Source organism: Nocardioides sp. BP30, from assembly GCF_029873215.1.
GTDB lineage: Bacteria > Actinomycetota > Actinomycetes > Propionibacteriales > Nocardioidaceae > Nocardioides.
This window is the reverse complement of record NZ_CP123620.1, coordinates 961,588-982,590: the sequence shown is the minus strand read 5'-3', so window position 1 is coordinate 982,590 and position 21,003 is coordinate 961,588. Positions and strand designations below refer to the sequence as shown.

25 protein-coding genes are annotated in these 21,003 nt (G+C 70.9%); 10 read left to right on the top strand and 15 right to left on the bottom strand.

Going from position 1 to position 21,003, the window contains the following annotated elements; translation table 11 throughout:
* Window positions 1-6 precede the first annotated feature (6 nt).
* Entirely contained in the window at window positions 7-1,917 is a 1,911-nt protein-coding gene (gene typA, locus P5P86_RS04530) for a translational GTPase TypA (protein ID WP_280610100.1), read from the bottom strand.
* Window positions 1,918-2,039: 122 nt separating this feature from the next.
* On the opposite strand from typA, the gene P5P86_RS04525 reads away from it, so the two are divergent.
* The 3 genes from P5P86_RS04525 to P5P86_RS04515 all read left to right on the top strand — a co-directional run bounded on the left by P5P86_RS04525 (window position 2,040) and on the right by P5P86_RS04515 (window position 3,834).
* Window positions 2,040-2,498, top strand: a complete 459-nt coding sequence (locus P5P86_RS04525; protein ID WP_280610099.1) for a PPOX class F420-dependent oxidoreductase — start codon at window positions 2,040-2,042, stop codon at window positions 2,496-2,498.
* Between the two features lie 92 nt (window positions 2,499-2,590).
* Window positions 2,591-3,574, top strand: coding sequence for a M4 family metallopeptidase (locus P5P86_RS04520; RefSeq protein WP_280610098.1), 984 nt, complete (start codon window positions 2,591-2,593; stop codon window positions 3,572-3,574).
* Complete coding sequence (locus tag P5P86_RS04515) at window positions 3,571-3,834, top strand: protealysin inhibitor emfourin (RefSeq protein ID WP_280610097.1); 264 nt, start codon at window positions 3,571-3,573, stop codon at window positions 3,832-3,834. Before P5P86_RS04520 ends, P5P86_RS04515 begins: the two co-directional genes overlap by 4 nt.
* Window positions 3,835-3,844: 10 nt before the next feature.
* Here P5P86_RS04515 and P5P86_RS04510 read toward each other — a convergent pair whose 3' ends face one another.
* Window positions 3,845-4,534, bottom strand: coding sequence for an aspartate/glutamate racemase family protein (locus P5P86_RS04510; protein WP_280610096.1), 690 nt, complete (start codon window positions 4,532-4,534; stop codon window positions 3,845-3,847).
* A gap of 130 nt (window positions 4,535-4,664) precedes the next feature.
* Entirely contained in the window at window positions 4,665-5,420 is a 756-nt protein-coding gene (locus tag P5P86_RS04505; protein WP_280610095.1) for an SDR family NAD(P)-dependent oxidoreductase, read from the bottom strand.
* A 125-nt stretch (window positions 5,421-5,545) separates the two neighbouring features.
* Between P5P86_RS04505 and mshA the strand changes: the two genes are divergently transcribed.
* On the top strand, window positions 5,546-6,787 hold the full coding sequence (mshA, locus tag P5P86_RS04500) for a D-inositol-3-phosphate glycosyltransferase (protein ID WP_280610094.1): 1,242 nt from the start codon (window positions 5,546-5,548) through the stop codon (window positions 6,785-6,787).
* Window positions 6,784-7,263 carry a type III secretion system chaperone family protein gene (locus P5P86_RS04495; protein ID WP_280610093.1) on the top strand — a complete coding sequence of 160 codons (480 nt, stop codon included), beginning with the start codon at window positions 6,784-6,786 and terminating at the stop codon, window positions 7,261-7,263. The genes mshA and P5P86_RS04495 overlap by 4 nt, the downstream gene beginning before the upstream one ends.
* A gap of 86 nt (window positions 7,264-7,349) precedes the next feature.
* On the opposite strand, the gene P5P86_RS04490 is transcribed toward P5P86_RS04495, so the two are convergent.
* Window positions 7,350-8,222: a DMT family transporter gene (locus P5P86_RS04490; RefSeq protein WP_280610092.1), complete on the bottom strand. Its 873-nt coding sequence runs from the start codon at window positions 8,220-8,222 to the stop codon at window positions 7,350-7,352.
* Between the two features lie 75 nt (window positions 8,223-8,297).
* On the opposite strand from P5P86_RS04490, the gene P5P86_RS04485 reads away from it, so the two are divergent.
* Entirely contained in the window at window positions 8,298-8,789 is a 492-nt protein-coding gene (locus P5P86_RS04485) for a MarR family winged helix-turn-helix transcriptional regulator (protein WP_280610091.1), read from the top strand.
* Window positions 8,790-8,843: 54 nt separating this feature from the next.
* Here the strand turns inward: P5P86_RS04485 and P5P86_RS04480 are convergent, their stop codons facing one another.
* The 4 genes from P5P86_RS04480 to P5P86_RS04465 form a co-directional block, all read right to left on the bottom strand.
* Window positions 8,844-9,581: a GTP pyrophosphokinase gene (locus P5P86_RS04480; protein ID WP_280610090.1), complete on the bottom strand. Its 738-nt coding sequence runs from the start codon at window positions 9,579-9,581 to the stop codon at window positions 8,844-8,846.
* Window positions 9,582-9,816: 235 nt separating this feature from the next.
* Window positions 9,817-10,224: a ClpX C4-type zinc finger protein gene (locus tag P5P86_RS04475; protein ID WP_280610089.1), complete on the bottom strand. Its 408-nt coding sequence runs from the start codon at window positions 10,222-10,224 to the stop codon at window positions 9,817-9,819.
* 65 nt (window positions 10,225-10,289) lie between these two features.
* Window positions 10,290-11,471, bottom strand: coding sequence for an acyl-CoA dehydrogenase family protein (locus P5P86_RS04470; protein ID WP_280610088.1), 1,182 nt, complete (start codon window positions 11,469-11,471; stop codon window positions 10,290-10,292).
* Window positions 11,472-11,489: 18 nt separating this feature from the next.
* Window positions 11,490-12,338 carry a 3-hydroxybutyryl-CoA dehydrogenase gene (locus tag P5P86_RS04465; protein ID WP_280610087.1) on the bottom strand — a complete coding sequence of 283 codons (849 nt, stop codon included), beginning with the start codon at window positions 12,336-12,338 and terminating at the stop codon, window positions 11,490-11,492.
* A gap of 91 nt (window positions 12,339-12,429) precedes the next feature.
* Here P5P86_RS04465 and P5P86_RS04460 point away from each other — a divergent pair, with 91 nt between their 5' ends.
* Complete coding sequence (locus P5P86_RS04460; RefSeq protein ID WP_280610086.1) at window positions 12,430-13,281, top strand: helical backbone metal receptor; 852 nt, start codon at window positions 12,430-12,432, stop codon at window positions 13,279-13,281.
* A 4-nt stretch (window positions 13,282-13,285) separates the two neighbouring features.
* Here P5P86_RS04460 and P5P86_RS04455 read toward each other — a convergent pair whose 3' ends face one another.
* Genes P5P86_RS04455 through P5P86_RS04445 form a run of 3 tightly spaced genes read right to left on the bottom strand, consistent with a single transcriptional unit; the run spans window position 13,286 to window position 15,403 of the window.
* A complete protein-coding gene (locus P5P86_RS04455; RefSeq protein WP_280610085.1) occupies window positions 13,286-14,068 on the bottom strand; it encodes an enoyl-CoA hydratase-related protein in 783 nt (260 codons plus the stop codon).
* The gene (locus P5P86_RS04450; protein WP_280610084.1) at window positions 14,065-14,622 is read right to left on the bottom strand and encodes a dihydrofolate reductase family protein; all 558 of its coding nucleotides are present in this window, start codon (window positions 14,620-14,622) and stop codon (window positions 14,065-14,067) included. Before P5P86_RS04450 ends, P5P86_RS04455 begins: the two co-directional genes overlap by 4 nt.
* A 10-nt stretch (window positions 14,623-14,632) precedes the next feature.
* Window positions 14,633-15,403, bottom strand: a complete 771-nt coding sequence (locus P5P86_RS04445; protein WP_280610083.1) for an N-acetylmuramoyl-L-alanine amidase family protein — start codon at window positions 15,401-15,403, stop codon at window positions 14,633-14,635.
* Window positions 15,404-15,427: 24 nt separating this feature from the next.
* Here P5P86_RS04445 and galE point away from each other — a divergent pair, with 24 nt between their 5' ends.
* Both galE and P5P86_RS04435 read left to right on the top strand, forming a co-directional pair.
* On the top strand, window positions 15,428-16,405 hold the full coding sequence (gene galE / locus P5P86_RS04440) for a UDP-glucose 4-epimerase GalE (protein ID WP_280610081.1): 978 nt from the start codon (window positions 15,428-15,430) through the stop codon (window positions 16,403-16,405).
* Between the two features lie 39 nt (window positions 16,406-16,444).
* Window positions 16,445-16,813 carry a phosphomannose isomerase type II C-terminal cupin domain gene (locus P5P86_RS04435; protein ID WP_280610080.1) on the top strand — a complete coding sequence of 123 codons (369 nt, stop codon included), beginning with the start codon at window positions 16,445-16,447 and terminating at the stop codon, window positions 16,811-16,813.
* 21 nt (window positions 16,814-16,834) lie between these two features.
* Here P5P86_RS04435 and P5P86_RS04430 read toward each other — a convergent pair whose 3' ends face one another.
* The 4 genes from P5P86_RS04430 to P5P86_RS04415 all read right to left on the bottom strand — a co-directional run bounded on the left by P5P86_RS04430 (window position 16,835) and on the right by P5P86_RS04415 (window position 19,093).
* Complete coding sequence (locus P5P86_RS04430; protein ID WP_280610079.1) at window positions 16,835-17,119, bottom strand: DUF2516 family protein; 285 nt, start codon at window positions 17,117-17,119, stop codon at window positions 16,835-16,837.
* A gap of 76 nt (window positions 17,120-17,195) precedes the next feature.
* Entirely contained in the window at window positions 17,196-17,690 is a 495-nt protein-coding gene (locus tag P5P86_RS04425) for a hypothetical protein (protein WP_280610078.1), read from the bottom strand.
* Window positions 17,690-18,082: a helix-turn-helix domain-containing protein gene (locus P5P86_RS04420; RefSeq protein WP_280610077.1), complete on the bottom strand. Its 393-nt coding sequence runs from the start codon at window positions 18,080-18,082 to the stop codon at window positions 17,690-17,692. The genes P5P86_RS04425 and P5P86_RS04420 overlap by 1 nt, the downstream gene beginning before the upstream one ends.
* 78 nt (window positions 18,083-18,160) lie before the next feature.
* A complete protein-coding gene (locus tag P5P86_RS04415; RefSeq protein ID WP_280610076.1) occupies window positions 18,161-19,093 on the bottom strand; it encodes an asparaginase in 933 nt (310 codons plus the stop codon).
* Window positions 19,094-19,133: 40 nt separating this feature from the next.
* Between P5P86_RS04415 and cysC the strand changes: the two genes are divergently transcribed.
* A complete protein-coding gene (gene cysC, locus P5P86_RS04410; RefSeq protein ID WP_280610075.1) occupies window positions 19,134-20,945 on the top strand; it encodes an adenylyl-sulfate kinase in 1,812 nt (603 codons plus the stop codon).
* The last annotated feature ends 58 nt before the right edge of the window (window positions 20,946-21,003 follow it).

Below are 21,003 nucleotides of genomic sequence, written 5' to 3'. Positions count from 1 at the left end.
CCAGTCTCAGCCCTTGTTGGCCTTGCGCTGCCGGCTCGCCGACTTGGCCCGCTCGTTCTGGTCCAGGACGACCTTGCGGATGCGGACCATGTCGGGAGTGACCTCGACGCACTCGTCGTCACGGCAGAACTCCAGGCACTGCTCGAGCGAGAGCTTCTTCGGCGGCGTGAGCTTCTCGAAGTTGTCCGAGGTGGCGGAGCGGATGTTGGTCTGCTGCTTCTCGCGGGTGATGTTGACGTCCATGTCGTCGGCACGGCTGTTCTCGCCGACGATCATGCCCTCGTAGACCTCGGTGCTCGGCTCGACGAAGATCGTGCCGCGCTCCTGCAGCGACGTCATCGCGTACGCCGTGGCGACACCCGACCGGTCGGCGACCAGCGAGCCGTTGTTGCGCGCCCGGATCTCGCCGGCCCAGGGCATGTAGCCCTCGGAGATCGACGACGACATCCCGGTGCCACGGGTCTCGGTGAGGAAGTCGGTGCGGAAGCCGATCAGACCGCGCGCCGGGACGACGAACTCCATCCGCACCCAGCCGGTGCCGTGGTTCGTCATGTTCTCCATCCGGCCCTTGCGGTTGGCGAGGAGCTCGGTGATCGCGCCGAGGAACTCCTCGGGGGCGTCGACGGTCAGGCGCTCCACGGGCTCGTGGATCTTGCCGTTGATCTCCTTGGTGACGACCTGCGGCTTGCCGACGGTGAGCTCGTAACCCTCGCGGCGCATCTGCTCGACCAGGATCGCCAGCGCGAGCTCACCGCGGCCCTGGACCTCCCAGGCGTCCGGGCGCTCGGTCGGCAGCACCTTGAGCGAGACGTTGCCGATCAGCTCGGAGTCGAGCCGGTCCTTGACCATCCGAGCGGTCACCTTGGAGCCCTTGACCTTGCCCACCAGCGGCGAGGTGTTGGTGCCGATGGTCATCGAGATCGCCGGGTCGTCGACGTGGATGAGCGGCAGCGCGACCGGGTTCTCGGCGTCGGCGAGGGTCTCGCCGATCATGATCTCCGGGATGCCCGCGACCGCGACGATGTCGCCGGGGCCGGCCTCCTCGCCCGGCTCGCGGTGCAGGCCCTTGGTGATGAGCAGTTCGGTGATCTTGACGTTCTTGACGTCGCCGTTGCGCTGCATCCAGGCGACCGTCTGGCCCTTGCGGATGGTGCCCTGGTGGATGCGCAGCAGCGCGAGCCGGCCGAGGAATGGCGAGGCGTCGAGGTTGGTGACGTGGGCCTGGAGCGGCGCACCCTCGATGTAGGTGGGCGCCGGGATGGTCTCCAGGATCGTCTTGAAGAGCGGCTCGAGGTTGTCGCCCTCGGGCAGCGTGCCGTTCTCGGGCTTCTCCAGCGACGCGATGCCCGCCTTGCCGGAGGCGTAGACGACGGGGAAGTCCAGGGCGTCCTGGCTGTGCGAGTCGTCGAGCAGGTCCATGAACAGCTCGTAGGTCTCGTCGACGACCTCGTCGATGCGGGCGTCGGAGCGGTCGACCTTGTTCAGCACCAGCACGACCGGCATGTCGGCGTTGAGCGCCTTGCGCAGCACGAACCGGGTCTGCGGCAGCGGACCCTCGGAGGCGTCGACCAGCAGCACGATGCCGTCGACCATCGACAGCCCGCGCTCGACCTCGCCACCGAAGTCGGCGTGGCCGGGGGTGTCGATGATGTTGATGTTCATGCCACCCTCGGGGGCATAGGCACCGTTGTAGTGGATCGCGGTGTTCTTCGCGAGGATCGTGATGCCCTTCTCGCGCTCCAGGTCGCCGGAGTCCATCACGCGGTCGGCGACGGACTCGACCTCGTGCGCGGTGAAGGCACCACCCTGACGCAGCATCGCGTCGACCAGGGTGGTCTTGCCGTGGTCGACGTGGGCCACGATCGCGACGTTGCGCAGATTGGCTGCCCGAAGAGTGGGCACAGCGGTTTCGGACATGCGGGAGCGCTCGACTTTCGCGTTGGGATTCGGATCCATGCTATCGGCGCGATGGGCTCGGCCCCGCATCCGCGCAGTCCGAGGGGCCAGGCGGGGGCTGGGTCCCGGGCTAGGGTCGGGGCATGCCGACGATCGCCACGAACACCCGCGTCTCCCGCGAGGAGCTGCTCGACTTCGTCCGCCCGCGGCACCGGATGGTCCTCGTGACCACGCGCGCCGACGGCAGCCCTCAGCTCTCCCCGGTCTCGGGCGGCGTGGACCAGGCCGGCCGGATCGTGATCTCGACGTACCCGGAGCGGGCGAAGGCCGCCAACCTCCGCCGTACGCCGAAGGCCACGGTGCTGGTGATCTCCGATGAGTGGAACGACGCCTGGGTGCAGGTGGACGGTGACGCCGAGGTGCTCGACCTGCCCGAGGCGCTCGAGCCCCTCGTGGAGTACTTCCGGTCCATCTCCGGCGAGCATCCCGACTGGGCCGAGTACCGCGAGGCCATGGTGCGCCAGGGCAAGTCGCTGATCCGGGTGACCCCGACATCGTGGGGGCCGGTCGCCACCGGCGGCTTCCCGGCACGGCTGGGCTGAGACCGGATCGACGCTGGTCCGAGGGCGGCGCTGGTCCGAACCGGTGCCGGATCCGGCTGGAAACTGTCGGTGCCGCCGTGTTCAGTGGCCTCATGACATCTCGGGTCCTGTGCCAGTTCATCCCTCCCTACCTGATCGAGCGGCTGCAGCCGCACCTGGTCGCCACCGACCGTGCACTCCGCGCCCGCCGCGAGGCCGGTCCGCATCCCGTCCCCCAGGCCGCCGCCGGGGCTCCGGCCTGGGCGGTGCACACCTGCCACAACACCGCCGATCTGCCCGGTGACCTGGTCCGCTCGGCCGGCCAGCCGGCGTCCGGCGACGACGCGGTCGACGAGGCGGCGAGCGGGATTACCGCCACGCTCGACCTCTATCGCGAGGTCTACGACCGATCCTCCTTCGACGGCAAGGGCGCCCCGGTCTCGCTGTCGGTGCACTACGAGCAGGGCTATGACAACGCCTACTGGGACGGCACGCAGCTGGTCTTCGGCGACGGCGACGGCACGGTGTTCGGCCGGTTCACCAAGCCCGTCGACGTGCTCGGCCACGAGCTCACCCACGCTGTCACCGAGCGCACCGCCGCGCTGACCTACTCCGGCCAGTCCGGGGCGCTCAACGAGTCGATCTCGGACGTGTTCGGCTCCTGCGTCAAGCAGCGGCTGCTCGGCCAGAGCGCCGACCAGGCCGACTGGCTGATCGGGGTGGGGCTCTTCCTGCCGGGCGTGCAGGGCCGAGCACTGCGCGACATGGCCCATCCCGGCACCGCCTACGACGACCCGAGGCTCGGCAAGGATCCGCAGGCGCCCGACATGGGCGGCTACGTGGACACCGACGACGACAACGGCGGCGTCCACACCAACTCCGGCATCCCCAACCGGGCCTTCTATCTCGCGGCGACGGCCATCGGCGGTTCGAGCTGGGCGGGCGCCGGCGCCATCTGGTACGCCGCTCTGACCGGGCGCGATGTGAGCGCCGACACCGACTTCGCCGGCTTCGCCGCGGCGACCGTCGCGGCCGCAGGCGACCACGCCGACGCGGTGCGCACGGCTTGGAGCACTGTCGGAGTCGAGCCGTCGTGAGCCGGATCGTCGCCGTGCAGCGCAGCGGCGGATTCGCCGGGATGACCCGCGCCGGCGAGGTGGACCTCGACAGCGACGATGAGCGGGTGCCCGAGCTGCGGGCGCTGGTCTCGTCCGTCGACCTCGGCGGCGTCGGCGACGCTCGTCCCCGGGCGGATGGGTTCGTCTACCGCTTCGATCTGTGCGGCGACACCGCCTCGGTGCCGGAGCAGGCGCTCACCAGCGACCTGCGCCGGGTGATCGAGCTGGTGCTGGGCTGAGCGCCGGCGCTCAGGCCAGCGCGCGCTCCAGCGCCGCCTCGACGTGCACGGTGATGACGTCGAGCACGGGCACCTCGACATCCTCGGGACGCACCAGCAGCGACAGCTCGGACGCGCCGAGGATGACGCCCTGAGCGCCGCTGTCCCACAGCTCGTCGACGATGGTGGCGACCCGGCGGCGCGAGCTGGGGTTGACGACGCGGAAGACGAGCTCGTTGTAGATGATCGAGTCGAGCGTCTCGACGTGCACCGGATCGGGCAGGTTGACGTCCAGCCCGTGGCTGGCGATCCGCTGGGCGAAGAAGTCGTTCTCCATGGTGTAGGCCGTGCTCAGGAAGCCCACGGTGGAGATGCCGAGCTCCTGGCACTTGGCCGCGAGCACGTCGGCGAGGTGGACGACCGGCACCGTGACGGCAGCGGCGATGGTGTCGTAGACCTGGTGGAAGGTGGTCGCGCACAACAGGATGAAGTCGGCGCCGGCCTTCTCCAGGCCCTTCGCCGCGTCGGCCAGCTGCGCACCCACGGCCTCCCAGTCGCCCGCCTGCTGGTGCGCGGTGACCTCGGCGAAGTCGACCGAGGCGAGCACGACCTTGGCCGAGTGGAGACCGCCGAGCCGCTCCTGCACGCCCTTGTTGAGGCCCTCGTAGTAGGCGGCGCTGCTCTCCCAGCTCAGGCCACCGATGAGTCCGATCGTCTGCACGCTCAGCAGGATCGCACGGCGATGCGGCGACCGACGATTCCGCGGGCACGGCTCCCGAAGGCGTGCACACCCTCCACCGAGCCGACGCTCCCTAGGCGTGGCGCAGGCGTCGCGCCCGCCTCACGCAGGCTCAGGACCGGCGGTGGACCTTGTGCGGGGCGGCCTGGGCACGGGGCTTGATCACCAGGGTGTCGATGTTCACGTGTGCGGGCCGGGTGACCATCCACGCGATGGCCTCGGCGACGTCCTCGGCGACCAGCGGAGCGTCCACGCCCGCGTAGACCGCGTCCGCCCGGGCCTGATCGCCCTCGAAGCGGACGAGGGAGAACTCGTCGGTGCGCACCATGCCGGGATCGATCTCCATCACCCGGACGGGCTGGTCGAACAGCTCCAGGCGCAGCGCCTCGGTCACCGCCCGCTCGCCGAACTTCGCAGCGTTGTAGCCACCACCGCCCTCGTAGGCGGTCCACCCCGCGATCGAGCCGACGTTGACCACCGCACCGGCACCGCTGGCCACCAGGGCCGGAACGAGCGCCTTGATGACCCGGGTCGTGCCGAGCACGTTGACGTCGTACATCCGCTGCCAGGCGTCGAGATCCGCCGAGGCGACCGGCTCCATGCCGAAGGCGCCGCCGGCGTTGTTGACCAGGACGTCGAGGCGCTCGCCGACCAGTTCGGCGAGCCGCTCGACGGACTCCGCCGAGGTGACGTCGGTCGCGACGGCCGTGCCGCCGATCTCTGCGGCCAGCGCCTCCACCCGGTCGGCGCGGCGCGCGGCACAGAAGACGTGGTAGCCGGCGGCGGCGAGCGCTCGCGCTGTGGCGGCGCCGATCCCGCTGGAGGCTCCGGTGACGACGGCGGTCCTGGGGGCGGAGGCGGCGGTCATGCAGTGATTGTGACCTATCGGTACGGCGCCGCCGACGGCGGATCGGAGTGTTGGGGGAACATGAGGGACACTGGCAGGGTTGTGGCTGCGCAGCTGCAGGGAACAGAGCCACGAAGGGGTGGGGCATGAAGCGGGTGGCGATGATCAGCCTGCACACCTCCCCGCTCGACCAGCCCGGCACCGGTGACGCCGGCGGCATGAACGTGTATGTCCTCGAGCTCGCCCGCCGCCTCGGTCGGCAGGGCGTCGCCGTCGACATCTTCACCCGGGCGACCTCCTCCCAGCTCGCCCCGGTGGTGGAGGCCGCGGACGGCGTCGTGGTGCGCCACATCCCCGCCGGTCCCTTCGAGGGCCTGACCAAGGCGGAGCTGCCCGGGCAGCTGTGCGTCTTCGCGCGTGAGGTGCTGCGCGCGGAGGCGGCCCATCCGATCGGCTACTACGACGTCGTGCACTCGCACTACTGGCTCTCCGGACAGGTGGGCGCGCTGGCGCGCGACCGATGGGGCGTCCCGCTGGTGCACTCGATGCACACCATGGCCAAGGTGAAGAACGAGGCGCTCGCCGACGGCGACACCCCCGAGCCCAGCGCCCGGCTGATCGGCGAGGAGCAGGTGGTGGAGGCCGCCGACCTCCTCATCGCCAACACCGATCTCGAGGCCAAGCAGCTCATCAACCTGTACGACGCCGACCCCGGTCGGGTCGAGGTCGTGCACCCCGGCGTCGACCTCCAGGTCTTCCGGCCGCACGACCGCTCCGCTGCCCGCGCCGCCCTCGGCCTGCCCGCCCGGGCGGCGGTGCTGCTCTTCGCCGGCCGCATCCAGCCGCTGAAGGCACCCGACGTGCTGCTGCGTGCCGTGGCGGTGCTGCTCGCGCGCGAGCCCGCATTGCGATCGCGGCTGGTGGTGCCGATCGTCGGCGGCCCCTCGGGTACCGGCCTGGAGCACCCGGAGTCGCTGGCCCAGCTGGCTGCCGAGCTCGGGATCGTCGACGTGGTGCGGTTCGTGCCGCCGGTCTCCCAGGCCGACCTCGCGCAGTGGTACGCCGCGGCGTCGCTGGTGGCGGTGCCCTCCTACAACGAGTCGTTCGGCCTGGTGGCAGCCGAGGCCCAGGCCTGCGGCACGCCGGTTGTCGCCGCGGCGGTCGGCGGGCTGACCACCGTCGTGCGCGACGGACGCAGCGGGCTGCTGGTCGAGGGCCACGGTGCCGCGCAGTGGGCCGACGCGCTCGGTCGGGTGGTGGCCGACGAGGCGTTGCGCTCGCGGCTCGCGGCCGGCGCGCTCCGGCACGCCCAGGACTTCTCCTGGGAGGCCACCGCACGACACACCCTGGACGTCTACGAGCGAGCGCGGGAGCTGGTGCGGGTATGACCGATGCGGCAACGGTGATCGAGGAGTGGCTGCGCGCGAACGAGTTGGAGTGGACCGGCGAGGACGGCACCTACTCCTTCGCGCTGCCCGGCGAGCGCAAGCTGCAGACCCCCGTACGGCTCGACGTCGGCCCGCACGCCCTCGGCGTACACGCCTTCGTCTGTCGCCGCCCCGACGAGAACTTCGAGGGCGTCTACCGCTGGCTGCTCGAGCGCAACCTGCGGATGTACGCCGTCGCCTTCGGCCTGGACCGCCTCGGCGACATCTATCTCGACGCGCGGTTGCCGCTCTCCACCCTCACGCCCGACGAGTTGGACCGCCTGCTCGGCTCGGTGCTGACCTATGCGGACGAGTCGTTCAACACCATCCTCGAGCTCGGCTTCGCCAGCTCCATCCGCAAGGAATGGGAGTGGCGCAAGCTGCGCGGCGAGTCGACGGCGAACCTGGAGGCCTTCCGCGGCTGGCTGGAGCGCTGAGAGGTCACCTTTCGCACCTCGAGGCGTCCGTTTCCGCGGGTCGAGTGGCCGACCAGCCCCCGCGGAACGCGACCTGAGGTATCGGCTCAGCGGCGACGGGCCACGGCGACACCGACCAGCGCGAGCGCACCGCCGAGGTAGGCCATCCCCGGAGGGGTCTCCCCCAGCCACGCCCAGGCGAGCAGGATCGTGATCACCGGCACCAGATAGGTGGTGATCCCCAGCGAGGAGGCGCTCATGTGGGTCAGCGCGAAGCCGTAGGTCGTGAAGGCGATGGCGGTCGGGAACACCCCGAGGTAGAGCACCCACAGCGTCGCGCTCAACGGTGCGGCACGTACGTCGGCGACCAGCTCCCCCGCGAACGGCAGGCACGCGATCGCGCCGATGGTGCACGCCATCCAGGTCACCTGGATCGAGGCGTAGCGCCCCATCAGCGGCTTCTGCAGGATCAGCGAGATGGCGTAGGCGACGGCGGAGACCAGGCACAGCAGTACGCCGAGGACGTCGTGGCCGCCGTGGTCGCTGTTGGCCAGGCTGATCACGACCACCCCGGCGAACGCGAGGGCGAGCCCGAGCACGATGAAACGGGTGAAGCGCTCGCCGAGGAAGACAGCGGCCAGGACCGCGATCAGGATCGGCGAGAGCTGGATGAGCATCGCCGAGGTGCCGGCGTCGATCCGTCGCTCACCGGCGTTGAGAGCGACCATGTAGAGGGCGTACCAGAGCAGCCCGATCGCCACGAACCGCCACCAGTCCGGTCGTCGTGGCCGGACGAGCTGCGGGCGCCGGCGCAGCGCGACGACGCTCAAGCAGACCGCTCCCGTGCCGAGCCGGCCCAGGGCGAGCGATCCCGGCCGGAAGTCGCCGGCGAGGTGGCGGATCGCGACGAACGCCGATGCCCACAACACCAGGGTCACGGCGACGGCGGTCAGGGGCAGCCAGGGGCGTGCGGGGGTCACCCGGCGAAGGCTAGGGGATGGCGACCGCTCGTTACGAACGGGTTTCGGACCTCGTGGACCTTTACGATCGTCCCCATGTCCGATCCGATCAGCGAAGCGCGTCGACAGTGGATCGCGCATGGCTGGGCCGACGCCGCCGACGGGATGGCCCTGGTGACCTCCGTCGTGCGGGTCCACCAGCTGTTGATGGAGCGGATCGACGCCGTCCTGCGCCCCCTCGACCTGAGCTTCGCGCGCTACGAGGTGCTGCAGCTGCTCGCGTTCACCCGGCACGGGCAGCTGCCGATGACGAAGCTCGGCTCGCTGCTGCAGGTCCACCCCACCAGCGTGACCAGCGCCGTCGATCGGCTGGAGAGGCAGGGCTGGGTGGTGCGGTCGCGCGGCGAGCAGGACCGCCGGATCGTGCTCGCGGCCATCACCGATGCCGGGCGCGAGGTCGTCGCCCGCGCGACGGCGGGGCTCAACGGCGACGTCTTCGGCGAGCCCGGCGTGACCGGGGCTCAGGTGGGCGAGCTGACCCGGCACCTCACCGCGCTGCGGGCTGCCGCCGGGGACCCGGTCGGCTGACGCCGTACGCCGCGGCGAGCGCGGCCCACGCCACCGGCGGACCGCCGGGCGGTGCTAGTGCCGGCCGCCGTCGTCCACCGGCGGCATCGCCCCGGCCCCGCGCAGCGACTCACGCAGGTCGCTCATCCGTTGGTCGAGCTCATGCGCGACAGTGGCCGCGTCGGCGAGCTCGCCGCCGAGCTGGAGCGGGATCTGCTCGCGGAACTTGTAGTAGATCTTGTGCTCGACGCTGGCCCAGAAGTCCATCGCCACCGTACGGACCTGGAGCTCGACGCAGACGTCGCGGATGGAGTCGGACAAGAACACCGGGATCTGGACGATCGCATGCAGGCTCCGGTAGCCGTTCGGCTTCGGGTTGGCGATGTAGTCCTTGATCTCGATGACCTTGACGTCCGGCTGACTGGTGAGCATCGAGAGCACCCAGTAGGCGTCCTCGATGAAGCTGCACACGATCCGGATCCCGGCGACGTCGAAGATCTGGTGGGCGATCGCCTCGGGGGTGAACTCGCAGCCGAGCCGCTCCGCCTTCTGCCGCAGGCTGTCGATCGACTTCAGTCGCGAGCTGACGTGCTCGATCGGGCTGCCGTCGGGACGGAAGCTCAGCTCCTCGCGGATGATGTTGATCTTGGTCAGCATCTCCTCGAGCCCGAACCGGTAGGGCATCAGCAGCTGGCCGAGCTCCTGGGCGGCCTCGGAGAGCGCCGCGCTGTGCGGGTGGAGCTCGGTCTCGGAGACGAGCTGAGCGGCTGCCGTCAGCTTCGCGGCAGAGGCGTCCTGCTCGAGGTCGCTCATCGGGTCGTCCTCCTCGACTCGGCTCCGGCCCACTGACGGCCGGTGCTTCTGACCATCCTGCGCGATGCCACCAACTCGACAGTGCCGGACCGGGCCGGACGCACCGCGACCGGCATCGCTCGAGACGGACAGACTGCCCGAGACGGTCGCAGCCCCCACGCCGCGGCCGCCCCGGGCAGCCCGATGGAACCGAACATAGCAGAGTGTCAGGACATCCCTGACAGACGCGCGAACATCAGGCCGTCGACACCGTGGAGGCGGACGATGCCGTCGCGCCGGTTGCGTTCATCCGGGGAGCGAACCGCTCCCAGGCGCCCTGGCGGCTGATGCCCATGGCCTTGCCGATCTCGGCCCAGGAGATCTTGCGCGCTCGGGCGAGCTCGACCCACTCGACCAGGAAGTCGGCGACCTGGTCCGCGTTGGTCGAGATCATCGGGATCTTGCTCAGCAGCTCGGCGTCGGTCATCGACTCCCACGGCGGTCGCGACGCCTTGGCGACCTGCTCCGGTGAGGCGAACATCTGATGGAAGTGCGCCACGCAGGGCTCGCAGATCATCGCCCCCAGACCGCCGGCGAACCGCATGCCCCTCGTCCCGCGCACGCCGCAGAACGAGCACGACTTCCGCTCGACGTCGTTGTCCATGCCCCGCCTCTCCGCACGCTCCGACTCGGAACGACCGGCACAGGATAGCCTCGGCGCGAGCGCTGTCAGATGGTGCTCTGCACCCCGGCGAGGAGCTGTCGTGCCATCACGATCCGCTGGACCTGGTTGGTGCCCTCGTAGATCTGGGTGATCTTGGCGTCGCGCATCATCCGCTCGACCGGGTAGTCGCGGGTGTAGCCGTAGCCACCGAGCAGCTGGACGGCGTTGGTGGTCACCTCCATCGCGACGTCGGAGGCGAAGCACTTCGCTGCCGCCCCGAAGAACGTCAGGTCGGCGTCACCGCGCTCGGAGCGGCCGGCGGCGGCGTACGTCATCTGGCGGGCCGCCTCCACCTTCATGCCCATGTCGGCGAGCATGAACTCGACGCCCTGGAAGGAGGCGATCGGCTTCCCGAACTGCTGGCGCTCCTGGACGTAGCCCAGCGCATAGTCCAGCGCCCCCTGCGCCACGCCGACCGCCTGGGCGGCGATGGTGATCCGGGTGTGGTCGAGGGTCTTCATGGCGTACTCGAAGCCGCGGCCCTCCTCCCCGATCAGTCGGTCGGCAGGGATCCGCACGTTGTCGAAGTAGACCTCTCGGGTCGGCGAGCCCTTGATGCCGAGCTTCTTCTCCGGAGCGCCGAACGAGACGCCCTCGTCGGACTTCTCCACCACGAACGCGCTGATCCCCCGCGAGCGCTTCGCCGGATCGGTCACCGCGAGCACGGTGTAGAACTGCGAGGCCCCCGCGTTGGTGATCCAGCGCTTGGTGCCGTTGAGCACCCACCCGGCATCCGGGCCCTCCCCGTCGCGTACGGCGCGGGTCTTCTGCGCGGCAGCGTCCGAGCCCGCGTCCGGCTCGCTGAGGCAGTAGGAGAACCCACCCTCACCGGCGGCCAGCGCGCCCAGGTAGCGCTTCTTGAGCTCCTCCGAGCCACCGATCTGCACCGGCAGCGACCCCAGCTTGTTCACCGCCGGGATCAGCGACGCGGAGACGTCGGCCCGGGCGATCTCCTCGATCACCAGCACGGTGGCGAGCGCGTCGGCGCCCACCCCGCCGTACTCCTCGGGGACGTGCGGGGCGAAGAAGTCGGCGGCCAGCAGGGCGTCGTGCGCCTCCTGCGGGTAGCGCGCCTCCTCGTCGACCGCGGCTGCGGCCGGGGCGATCTTGTCCTCGCAGATCGCGCGGATGACACGGCGGATCTCCTGGTGCTCCTCGGAGAGCGCGAACAGCGGATACTCGTTCATGGTGATCTCCTCGCGATCTCAGTAGGCGTAGAAGCCGTGGCCGCTCTTCTTGCCGAGCAGGCCGGCGTCGACCATCCGGTCCAGCAGCGGCGGCGGGGAGTAGAGCGGCTCCTTGAACTCCTCATACATCGAGACGCCGATCGCCCGGATGGTGTCCAGGCCGATGAGGTCCGAGAGCGCGAGCGGGCCCATCGGGTGGCCACAGCCGAGCACCATGCCCTTGTCGATGTCGGCGGCACTGGCGTAGCCGGCCTCGTACATCCGGATCGCGGAGAGCAGGTAGGGCACCAGCAGGCTGTTGACGACGAACCCGGCCCGGTCGGTGGCCTCGATCGGCTGCTTGCCGAGCTTCTCGGAGACGAACGCCTGCATCCGACCCAGCGTCTCCGGTGAGGTGGTCAGGCTCGGAATGAGCTCGACGAGCTGCATCACCGGCGCGGGGTTGAAGAAGTGCACGCCCATCACCCGGTCCGCACGACCGGCGACGGCACCCAGCTTCACGATCGGGATCGAGGAGGTGTTGGACGCCAGGATCGCCTCGTCCTTCTCCAGGATGGCACCCACCCGGCGGAAGAGCTCCAGCTTGACGTCCTCGCGCTCGCTGGCGGCCTCGACCACCAGGTCCCGATCGGCCAGCGCCTCGAGGTCGGTGGCGACGGTGATCCGGCCGGTCACCGCCGCCAGCTCGGCCTCGTCGATCTTGCCGCGGGTCAGCGCACGCTCCAGCGAGCCGTGGATCCTCTCCTCGGCAACCTTGGCCGCCTCGTCGCTCACCTCGATGACGATCGTGTCGAGGCCTGCTCGGGCCACCACCTCGGCGATGCCCGAGCCCATCAGCCCACCGCCGATCACACCGATCCGCTCCATGACTCCTCTTCCTCACGTCATCGCCGATACTTGGATGTCCTAGGATCGGCGTATCTGAGCAAATCCTACTGGCGGGTTCGGGAGGTCACCCATGGCGGGTCGGGAGGTCGCCTCCGGCGACGCGGGTGACAGCGGCGACCGCACCTCCGGCGGCCGCCCGAGCGACGACCTCGGCACGCCGTACGCCGGCCGCGCCCCGGCGCGGCGGGTGGTCTCGCTGGTGCCGTCCCTGACCGAGGCGCTGGCCTCGGCGGCGGCGGACCGGATCGTCGGTGCCACCCGGTGGTGCACCCACCCCGCCGACCTCGACACGGTGCGGGTCCGGGGCACGAAGAACCCGGACGTGGCGAGGATCGTCGAGCTGCGGCCGGACGTGGTGGTGGCCAACAAGGAGGAGAACCGCGAGCTGGACGTACGGCGCCTGCGAGCCGCCGGTGTCGAGGTGTGGGTGACAGACATCCGGACCGTCCCCGATGCCGTCGGCTCGATGGAGCGACTCCTCGACGCGCTGGGGTGGCAGCGACCGCCGTGGCTGGTCACCGCGCGCGAGCGGTGGTGCGCTCCCCCGCCCCCGATCACCCGCCGCGTCGCGATCCCGATCTGGCGCGACCCGTGGATGGTCGTGGGCGCCGACACCTTCACCAGCGACCTGGTGCGCCGGCTCGGCTGGCTCAACGTGTACGCCGCGCCCGGGGCCGGCGCGCGTGCCGAGCGCTACCCGCACGTCGACCCGGACGAGCTCGACCGCAGCGGCGCCGACGTCGTACTCCTGCCCGACGAGCCCTACGTCTTCACCGCCGATGACGGCCCGGAGGCCTTCACCCGCACGCCGACGGAGCTGATCAGCGGTCGCCTCATCACCTGGTACGGGCCGAGCCTCCTGGAGGCCGCCGAGCTGGCCACTCGACCCGCGGAAGGTGACGGGTCGACCCGCGGAAGGTGACGGGTCAGCGGAAGTCCGGCTTGGCCTTGGCCAGGAAGGCGCGCACGCCCTCGGCGAAGTCGGGGCCGGCGTAGACCGCGCGCAGCAATTCCTCCTCACCGGACGGCACCGGCTCCAGCGCGGCGGCGCGGAAGCCCAGCTGCGACTTCGTCGTGCGCAACGTGACCGAGGACAGCGCCATGATCGAGGCGACCAGCTCGGCCACGTCGTCAGCGAGTGACTCGGTCACCGCGAGCAGCGCACCGACGCCGTGGGCCCGCTCGGCCGACTGCAGCCGGGCGGTCAGCAGCATCTCCCGGGTCAGCGACTCCCCGAAGACCGCCGCGCAGCGGAACAGCACGGGCGAGGAGAGCGCGTTGCCCAGCGTGCGGGCGATCGGGTAGCCGAACCGCGACCGCGGCGTGGCGATGCGCAGGTCGCAGTGCGTGGCGATGGCCAGGCCCCCGCCGACGCAGGCCCCGTCGATCGCGGCGATGGTCACCTGGGGCAGCTCGAAGAGCGCCGTGAACATCGCCCGGATCTCCTCCTCGTAGGGCACCTGGTCCCGGGCCAGGAAGTCCTCGATGTCGTTGCCGGCCGCGAAGGCCCGTCCCGCCCCTCGGAGCACCAGCACCTTCACGCTCGGGTCCTCGGCCAGCGAACGGCACAGCTCGTGCAGGCCCAGGTACATCTCCCGGGTGAAGGCGTTGAGCTTCTCCGGCCGGTTGAAGGTCACCTCGACCCAGTGCTGCCCGTTCTCGGCCGTCCGTCGCTCGATCAGCAGCTCGTCCGTCGCACCCTCGGTCACGGGCGTGAGACTAGCCACCGCACGAGCAGGGTGCCGTCCTGCTCCACCAGGGAAGACAGGCTCAGCGGTACGTCGAGGGCCGGGCCAGCGGTGATCCGCTTCCCCGAGCCGCCGACCAGGTGCGGCGTGGTGGTCAGGCACAGCTCGTCGACCAGTCCGGCGGCGAGCAGGCCACCGAGCAGGGTGGGACCGCCCTCGCACAGGATCCGGCGGTGCCCCTCGTCGTGGAGTCCGGCGACGAGCTCGGGCAACGGTCCCGAGGCGAGTCGGACGTTGTCGTCGCCGGCCAGCAGCGGCGGCAGCTCGTGGCCGATCACCACGATCGGGGTGGCCGAGGGCCGGTACTCCTCGGCCCGCGCGGTGCCGGCCCCGACGAGGATGACGTCGGCCGTGCGGCGCAGCTCGTGGAAGACCTGCGCGTCGACCGCGTTGTTGATCGAGCCACTGCGGCCGTCGCCGCCCTGGGCCGATCCGTCCACGCTGGCGACGAAGTTCACCCGCAGCCACGGCCCCTGCGGCCAGTCCCAGGTACCGTCGCCGACCAGCGTCCTCATGGCTGCGACCCTAGCGGGCCGCCAGGTAGCTGCGGACGCCCCTCACCAGCGCCCGGGCGTAGCGACGCTGACCGTGGGCCGAGGTCATCCGGGCCGCGTCGGCGGCGTTGCGCATGTTGCCGCACTCCACCATCACGGTCGCCATGTCGGACAGGTTGAGGGTGCCCAGGTCGGAGCGGACGTCGAGGCCGTCGCCACCCGCGACGTAGTTCGCTCGCGCGAAGCCGGCCCGCCCCAGCGCGGCGCGGGTGTCGAGAGCGAGCGCCCGTGAGGCCCGATAGGTATCGGCCGTCAGCCCGTTGTCGGGGGCGTAGATGACATGGAAGCCGTGCGCTCCGGCGGCGTAGCTGCCGTCCCCGTGGATGCTGATCTTGGCGTCGGCGTGGACGGCGTTGCCGCGGCGACCGCGGACGTCGACGCACGGCCCCCACAGGGCGGTGCTGTTGGCGGGACGGGTGAGGATCACGCGCGCACCCAGCCCTTCGAGCCGCCTCTTCATCCGCTGCGCGACCCGCCAGGCGAACGTCGCCTCCGGGTACCCGGCATGGGTCGCCGTGCCCGTGGTGTTGCACGGCTTGCGGCCGTTCCCGATCCAGACCAGCCGGTCGATCTGGGCGAGGTGTCGGCTGTTGCCGAGCTGGTGGCCGGGGTCGATCACCACGATCCGTCCCGCGAGCGGGGCGGCCGCACGCGCGGGCGGGGTGCTCGCCACCGCACCGGGGAGGTCGGCCGAGAACGTCCCCACGACGGCCAGCACCAGGGCGAGCAGGGTGGACACCATGACCACCACCCTAGGATGAGCGCCATGACGTGGCTGGTCACCGGAGGCGCTGGATACATCGGTTCGCACGTGGTTGCGGCCCTGCAGGAGGCAGGCATGGCGCCGGTCGTCGTCGACGACCTGTCCTCGGGCCTGCGGCAGTTCGTGCCCGACGACGTGCCGCTGGTCGAGGCCACGCTTCTCGACGGCGAGGTCGTCGAGCGCACCCTGCGCGAGCACGAGGTCGAGGGCGTCATCCACCTGGCGGGGTTCAAGTACGCCGGCGTCTCGGTGCAGCGCCCGCTGCACACCTACGCCCAGAACGTCCAGGGGACAGCGACCCTGCTCGAGGCGATGCTGCGCACCGGCGTCGACAACCTGGTCTTCTCCAGCAGCGCCGCCACCTTCGGCAGCCCGGATGTCGACCTCGTCACCGAGCAGACGCCGACGCACCCCGAGAGCCCGTACGGCGAGAGCAAGCTGATCGGCGAGTGGCTGATCGCCGACGTGGCGCGTGCGCACGGTCTCAAGCACACCAGCCTGCGCTACTTCAACGTGGTCGGCTCGGGCTCGCCGCGGCTCTACGACACCAGCCCGCACAACCTCTTCCCGCTCGTCTTCGACGCCCTCGCCAAGGGCGAGACGCCGCGGATCAACGGGGACGACTACCCCACGCCGGACGGCACCTGCGTGCGCGACTACGTCCACGTCGCCGACCTGGCGCGCTCCCACGTCGTCGCCGCCCGCAAGCTGCTCGCCGGCGAGGCGCTGGAGCCGGTCTACAACCTCGGCTCCGGCGAGGGCGTCAGCGTGCGACAGATCATGGACACCATCCGCGAGGTGACCGGCATCGACTTCACTCCCACCATCAGCCCGCGCCGTCCCGGCGACCCGGCCCGGATCGTGGCGAGCGGCGAGCTGGCGACCCGCGACCTCGAGTGGCGGATGCGGCACGACCTGCGGGCGATGGTCGCCAGCGCCTGGGAGGCGCGGCAACGTGCCGAAGAGGGTCACCGGTCCTGATCCGAGCCCCTAGACTGCTCCGGTGGCTAGGCACGCGTCTTGGGAGAGCTGTACACGATGATCGGTGAGTCCGACACCCGCCCCTGGGGCAGTTGGCACATCCTCGACGAGGGCGACGGCTTCAAGGTCAAGCGGCTGGAGGTGCTGCCGCACTCGCGACTCTCCTACCAGACCCATGCCCATCGCTCGGAGCACTGGGTGGTCGTGACCGGCCGGGCCTCCTCGGTCATCGACGGCGAGACGGTGATCAGCGAGCCCGGCGAGTGCGTCGACATCCCGATCGGCATGCCGCACCGGATCGTCAACGACGAGGACGAGCTGCTGGTCATCGTCGAGGTGCAGCGCGGCGACTACTGCGGCGAGGACGACATCGTCCGGCTCGAGGACGACTACGGTCGACAGGGCTGAGGAGCAGCCCTCGGCGCTGCCTCAGCGCCGGCGCAGCGAGCTGAGCGCCGGACGAACGTCCGCCAGGAAGACCAGCGCGGCGATCAGGAGGCCGAGCTGGATCAGCATGATGCCGATCGGGACGAACTGCAGCACCAGAGCGATCCCCAGCACGATGGTCCAGCCCTGCTTGGACCACTTGCCCGCGGCCCGGTAGGCCTCCGCCGAGTACGTCAGGCTGCTGATGAAGGCGAAGATGACGACGGCCAGGACAGCCAGGCGCACCAGCAACATGATGTTGCTCTGGACCTCGAAGATGCCTTCCATACGACCCATCCTAGTCGTGAGAGCCCTCGGCCCCGCGAGCGTTCGCTCGCGGGGCCGAGGGGTGTGAAGCCGGGAGTCAGGCCTTCTTCGCGGGCGCGGTCTTCTTCGCGGTGGTCTTCTTGGCCGGGGCCTTCTTCGCAGCCGTCGTGGCAGCGGTGGTCCGCTTGGCGGCCGCCTTCCTGGTCGGCGAGCTCTTCGCGGCGCCGGTGGAGCTCGACGAGGCCGGCTTGCCCGCCGGAGCCTTCTTGGCGGCCGACTTGGTCGCCGGAGCGGTCGGCGCGATCACGTCTGCGGTGCGGCTGCGCAGCCGGGCTACGATGGCCTTCGCGTCCAGGGAGGTGACCACGTGGGTCGCGTTGGCGACCTGGGTGCGCACGCCGCCGACGGTGGGCAGCTCCACCTTCCTCAGGTCAGCGAACGTCGGCAGGTCCACCTTCTTCAGGTCGGCCAGCGTCGGCAGGTCCACCTTCTTCAGGTCGGCCAGCGTCGGCAGCTTGGGCAGGTCGACCTTGGGGAGCTTGGGCAGCTCCATCTTCGGGAGGTCGATCTTGGGCAGCTCGAGCTTCGGCATCAGGATTCTCCTTGGGTCGTCTCCGCGTCGTCGACACGGCTGTTGAGGGCGAGGAACGACGCATAGACGTCGAGCAGGGAACGCTTCTGTCGCTCCGTCAATCGGCTGTCCGCCAGGACGGCCAGCTCGACCGAGCTGCCACGGTCCTCGTCGGGATCGAGGATCCCGGCCCGGACGTAGACCTGCTCGGCCGAGATCCGCAGAGCCTTGGCGATCTGCTGCAGCACCTCGGCGGAGGGCTTGCGCAGGCCGCGCTCGATCTGGCTCAGGTACGGATTGGACACACCGGCCTGGTCGGCAAGCTGACGCAGCGAGAGCTGCGCAGCGACCCGCTGCTCCCGGAGGTACTCCCCCAGGGACTCGACGGTCTTGCCGACCCTGCTCTTGACCATGCTTCCCATCTTGCTAACTCTTGCTAGCAAAATGCAAGCACAGTTAGCAGGATCACACCGGTGCGGTACCGGCGCGCCCTAGAGCAGCGCCCGCAGCTCCCCGACGACCACGCCTCCGCCGTACAGGAGGTGACGTCCGGTGGCGGCCACCTCCTCGGCCTCGATGCCGAGCCGGGCGAGCGCCGCGGCCATCACCACCGGCCGCGCCCGGTCGCCGCCGTCGTCGATCTTGAGGGCGACCGTGCGACCGTCGGGCAGCGCCACCGCGTAGACAGCCTCCGCGCCGAACTTGCCGATCGCCCCGGGGAGCGCCCGCAGCAGCCGGCACTCGTCGCGGGTGGTCCCCGACACCAGCTCGGGATGCCGGCGGATCGCCTCGGCGATCCGCCATGCGTCGCCGTCGGTGGCGGTCGCCAGCAGCTGGTAGGCACGGGCGAGCCCCACCAGCGAGGTCGAGAGCAGCGGCGCACCGCAGCCGTCGACGGTGATCCGGGCCGTCTCGCCGGTGACCGCCTCGAAGCGGTGCTGGATGCCGCGCTGGAGCGGGTGGTCCGGCTCGAAGTAGCCGGAGAGCTGCCAGTCGCGGGCGACGCAGGTGGCGAGCATGGCCGCGTGCTTGCCCGAGCAGTTCTGCGCCAGCTTCGTCGGCTCACCACCCGCCCTGATCCAGGCCTCCCTCACCTCCGGTGCCAGCGGGTAGTCGGGGATGTTGCCGAGCGCCATCTCCGCGAGCCCCGCCTCTGCCAGCAGGCGCCGTACGCCGTCGAGGTGGATCTGCTCACCGCTGTGCGAGGAGCACGCCAGCGCCAGCAGGTCCGGCGGCAGGTCGAGCCCGAGGCCGAGCATGCCGAGGGCCTGCAGCGGCTTGTTCGCCGAGCGCGGCAGGATCTGGCTGGCAACGTCGCCCAGCGACCAGGCGAGCGAGCCGTCGGCGTCGAGGGCGACGACCGAGCCGTGGTGGTGGCCTTCGACGAAGCCGGAGCGGACGATCTCGACGAGGGGTACGGACATGCCCAAACCCTACGAGGACCCGCGTGGGAGACTGACGGCCGTGCCCGACGCGCCCCAGTTCAGCCCCACCGCCCGCGAGCTCGACGACCTCGAGCTGATCGCCCACGGCGCGCTGCCGAACGGCTTCAACGCGCCCGGCAGCGTGGTCACGCTGACGCTTCCGGACGATGTCGCGAGCGCCGCCCTCGAGGCCGGCGCGGTGGAGCTCGTCGACCCCGAGGGCCTGCCACTGGCGCGGGTCGCCTGGCCGGCCGGCACGGTGACCCCGCTGGCGACGCCGGCCTACGGCCCGTTCCGCAGGCTCTACCTGTCGCCCGCGCAGGCTCGCGAGCAGTACGCCGGACGCACGTTCGTCCCCGTGACCGGCCCCCTGACCCGCGCCGAGCTGGCCGAGCTGGCCCCGCTCGGTCCGATCGCCCTGCTCGCGCTCGTCGGCGACGGCACACCGGATCTCTCGGCCGTGGCGCTGCTCCGCGCCACCCTGGCCGCCGCGAGGCAGCTGCCCGAAGCGGCGGTGATCGCCGTACCCCTGGCCGCCCACGGCGACCCGGAGGCCGACCACGCTCTCGGTGTGCACGCGGTGACGGCGTACGCGGGTGCCGACCCGGTGCGAGCCCTCAGCGGCCGTTTCGTCGAGGGGGCCGGTGCCGACGACGACGCCCCGGGCGAGGACTTCCCCGACGAGGTGGCGGCCATCGTCGAGGCCGACCGGCCCGCTCGCGACGCCCAGGGCCTGGTGCTCTTCTTCACCGGTCTGTCCGGCTCCGGCAAGTCGACGCTGGCCCGTGCGCTGATGGACCGGCTGCTCGAGACCGGCCAGCGCACCGTCACCTCGCTCGACGGCGACGTCGTACGCCGCAACCTCTCGGCGGGGCTGACCTTCTCCAAGGCCGACCGCGAGACGAACATCCGCCGGATCGGCTGGGTCGCCGCCGAGATCTCCCGGCACGGCGGGGTGGCGGTGTGCAGCCCGATCGCGCCGTTCGACGCCACCCGGCAGGACGTTCGCCGGTACGTCGAGGAGGCGGGCGGGGCGTTCTTCCTGATCCACGTGGCGACGCCCCTGGAGGAATGCGAGCGGCGCGACCGCAAGGGGCTCTATGCGAAGGCGCGGGCGGGGGTCATCCCCGAGTTCACCGGCATCTCCTCGCCGTACGAGGTGCCCCAGGACGCCGATGTCCGGGTCGACACCACCGGCCGCACCATCGAGGAGGCGCTCGACGACGTGCTGGTCGCACTGCGCAGCGCCGGCTACCTCGATCTCGAGGTGGGCCCTGCCACCACCGCCGAGCCCGGTGATGGGCCCGGTGACACACCCGGCGAAGAGCCGCTGAAGGTCCTCTTCGTCTGCACCGCGAACATCTGCCGCTCGCCGTTCATGGAGCTGACCGCGCGACGGCTCGCCGGGACCGCGGGGCTGGAGTTCAGCAGTGCCGGCACGCACGGCTGGGACGACAAGCCGATGGACGCAGCCATGGTCCAGGTGCTCGGCGACGGCATCGAGGCCGGGGACTTCCGCAGCCGTGCCGTCAGCCGCGACCTGCTCGACCGGGCCGATCTCGTCCTGACCGCCGAGGCCGCCCAGCGCAGCTACCTCCTCCAGGACCACCCGGACCTGTTCCGCAAGGTGTTCACCCTCGGCCAGGCGGCCGAGGCGATCGGGCGGCTCGAGCCCGGGTTGGCCCCCACCGAGGTGGTCGAGCGGCTGGCCTCGGCGCGGGGACATGCCGACCCCGCCCTCGACGTACCCGACCCCTATCGGCGCGGACCGGAGGCGGCGGCTGCCGCCGCCGAGCACATCGGCCGCCTGCTGGCGACCGTGCTGCCGGCGCTGAGCAGGACGAACCGTTGACGCGCTGATCGGCTAGCCTCGGGCACCGAAACCAACTGAATCGATCAACGGAAGAAGT

Bases quoted from the DNA above. Each gene is read 5' to 3' on its own strand.
- P5P86_RS04415 (WP_280610076.1), bottom strand. From the start codon at position 19,093: ATGTCCGTACCCCTCGTCGAGATCGTCCGCTCCGGCTTCGTCGAAGGC.
- P5P86_RS04480 (WP_280610090.1), bottom strand. From the start codon at position 9,581: ATGAGCGACCTCGAGCAGGACGCCTCTGCCGCGAAGCTGACGGCAGCC.
- P5P86_RS04425 (WP_280610078.1), bottom strand. From the start codon at position 17,690: ATGCCGAAGCTCGAGCTGCCCAAGATCGACCTCCCGAAGATGGAGCTG.
- P5P86_RS04450 (WP_280610084.1), bottom strand. From the start codon at position 14,622: ATGAGGACGCTGGTCGGCGACGGTACCTGGGACTGGCCGCAGGGGCCG.
- P5P86_RS04485 (WP_280610091.1), top strand. From the start codon at position 8,298: ATGTCCGATCCGATCAGCGAAGCGCGTCGACAGTGGATCGCGCATGGC.
- P5P86_RS04525 (WP_280610099.1), top strand. From the start codon at position 2,040: ATGCCGACGATCGCCACGAACACCCGCGTCTCCCGCGAGGAGCTGCTC.
- P5P86_RS04460 (WP_280610086.1), top strand. From the start codon at position 12,430: ATGGCGGGTCGGGAGGTCGCCTCCGGCGACGCGGGTGACAGCGGCGAC.
- P5P86_RS04495 (WP_280610093.1), top strand. From the start codon at position 6,784: ATGACCGATGCGGCAACGGTGATCGAGGAGTGGCTGCGCGCGAACGAG.
- P5P86_RS04475 (WP_280610089.1), bottom strand. From the start codon at position 10,224: ATGGACAACGACGTCGAGCGGAAGTCGTGCTCGTTCTGCGGCGTGCGC.
- P5P86_RS04430 (WP_280610079.1), bottom strand. From the start codon at position 17,119: ATGGAAGGCATCTTCGAGGTCCAGAGCAACATCATGTTGCTGGTGCGC.
- P5P86_RS04470 (WP_280610088.1), bottom strand. From the start codon at position 11,471: ATGAACGAGTATCCGCTGTTCGCGCTCTCCGAGGAGCACCAGGAGATC.
- P5P86_RS04520 (WP_280610098.1), top strand. From the start codon at position 2,591: ATGACATCTCGGGTCCTGTGCCAGTTCATCCCTCCCTACCTGATCGAG.
- P5P86_RS04445 (WP_280610083.1), bottom strand. From the start codon at position 15,403: ATGGTGTCCACCCTGCTCGCCCTGGTGCTGGCCGTCGTGGGGACGTTC.
- mshA (WP_280610094.1), top strand. From the start codon at position 5,546: ATGAAGCGGGTGGCGATGATCAGCCTGCACACCTCCCCGCTCGACCAG.
- P5P86_RS04505 (WP_280610095.1), bottom strand. From the start codon at position 5,420: ATGACCGCCGCCTCCGCCCCCAGGACCGCCGTCGTCACCGGAGCCTCC.
- galE (WP_280610081.1), top strand. From the start codon at position 15,428: ATGACGTGGCTGGTCACCGGAGGCGCTGGATACATCGGTTCGCACGTG.
- P5P86_RS04420 (WP_280610077.1), bottom strand. From the start codon at position 18,082: ATGGTCAAGAGCAGGGTCGGCAAGACCGTCGAGTCCCTGGGGGAGTAC.
- P5P86_RS04465 (WP_280610087.1), bottom strand. From the start codon at position 12,338: ATGGAGCGGATCGGTGTGATCGGCGGTGGGCTGATGGGCTCGGGCATC.
- typA (WP_280610100.1), bottom strand. From the start codon at position 1,917: ATGTCCGAAACCGCTGTGCCCACTCTTCGGGCAGCCAATCTGCGCAAC.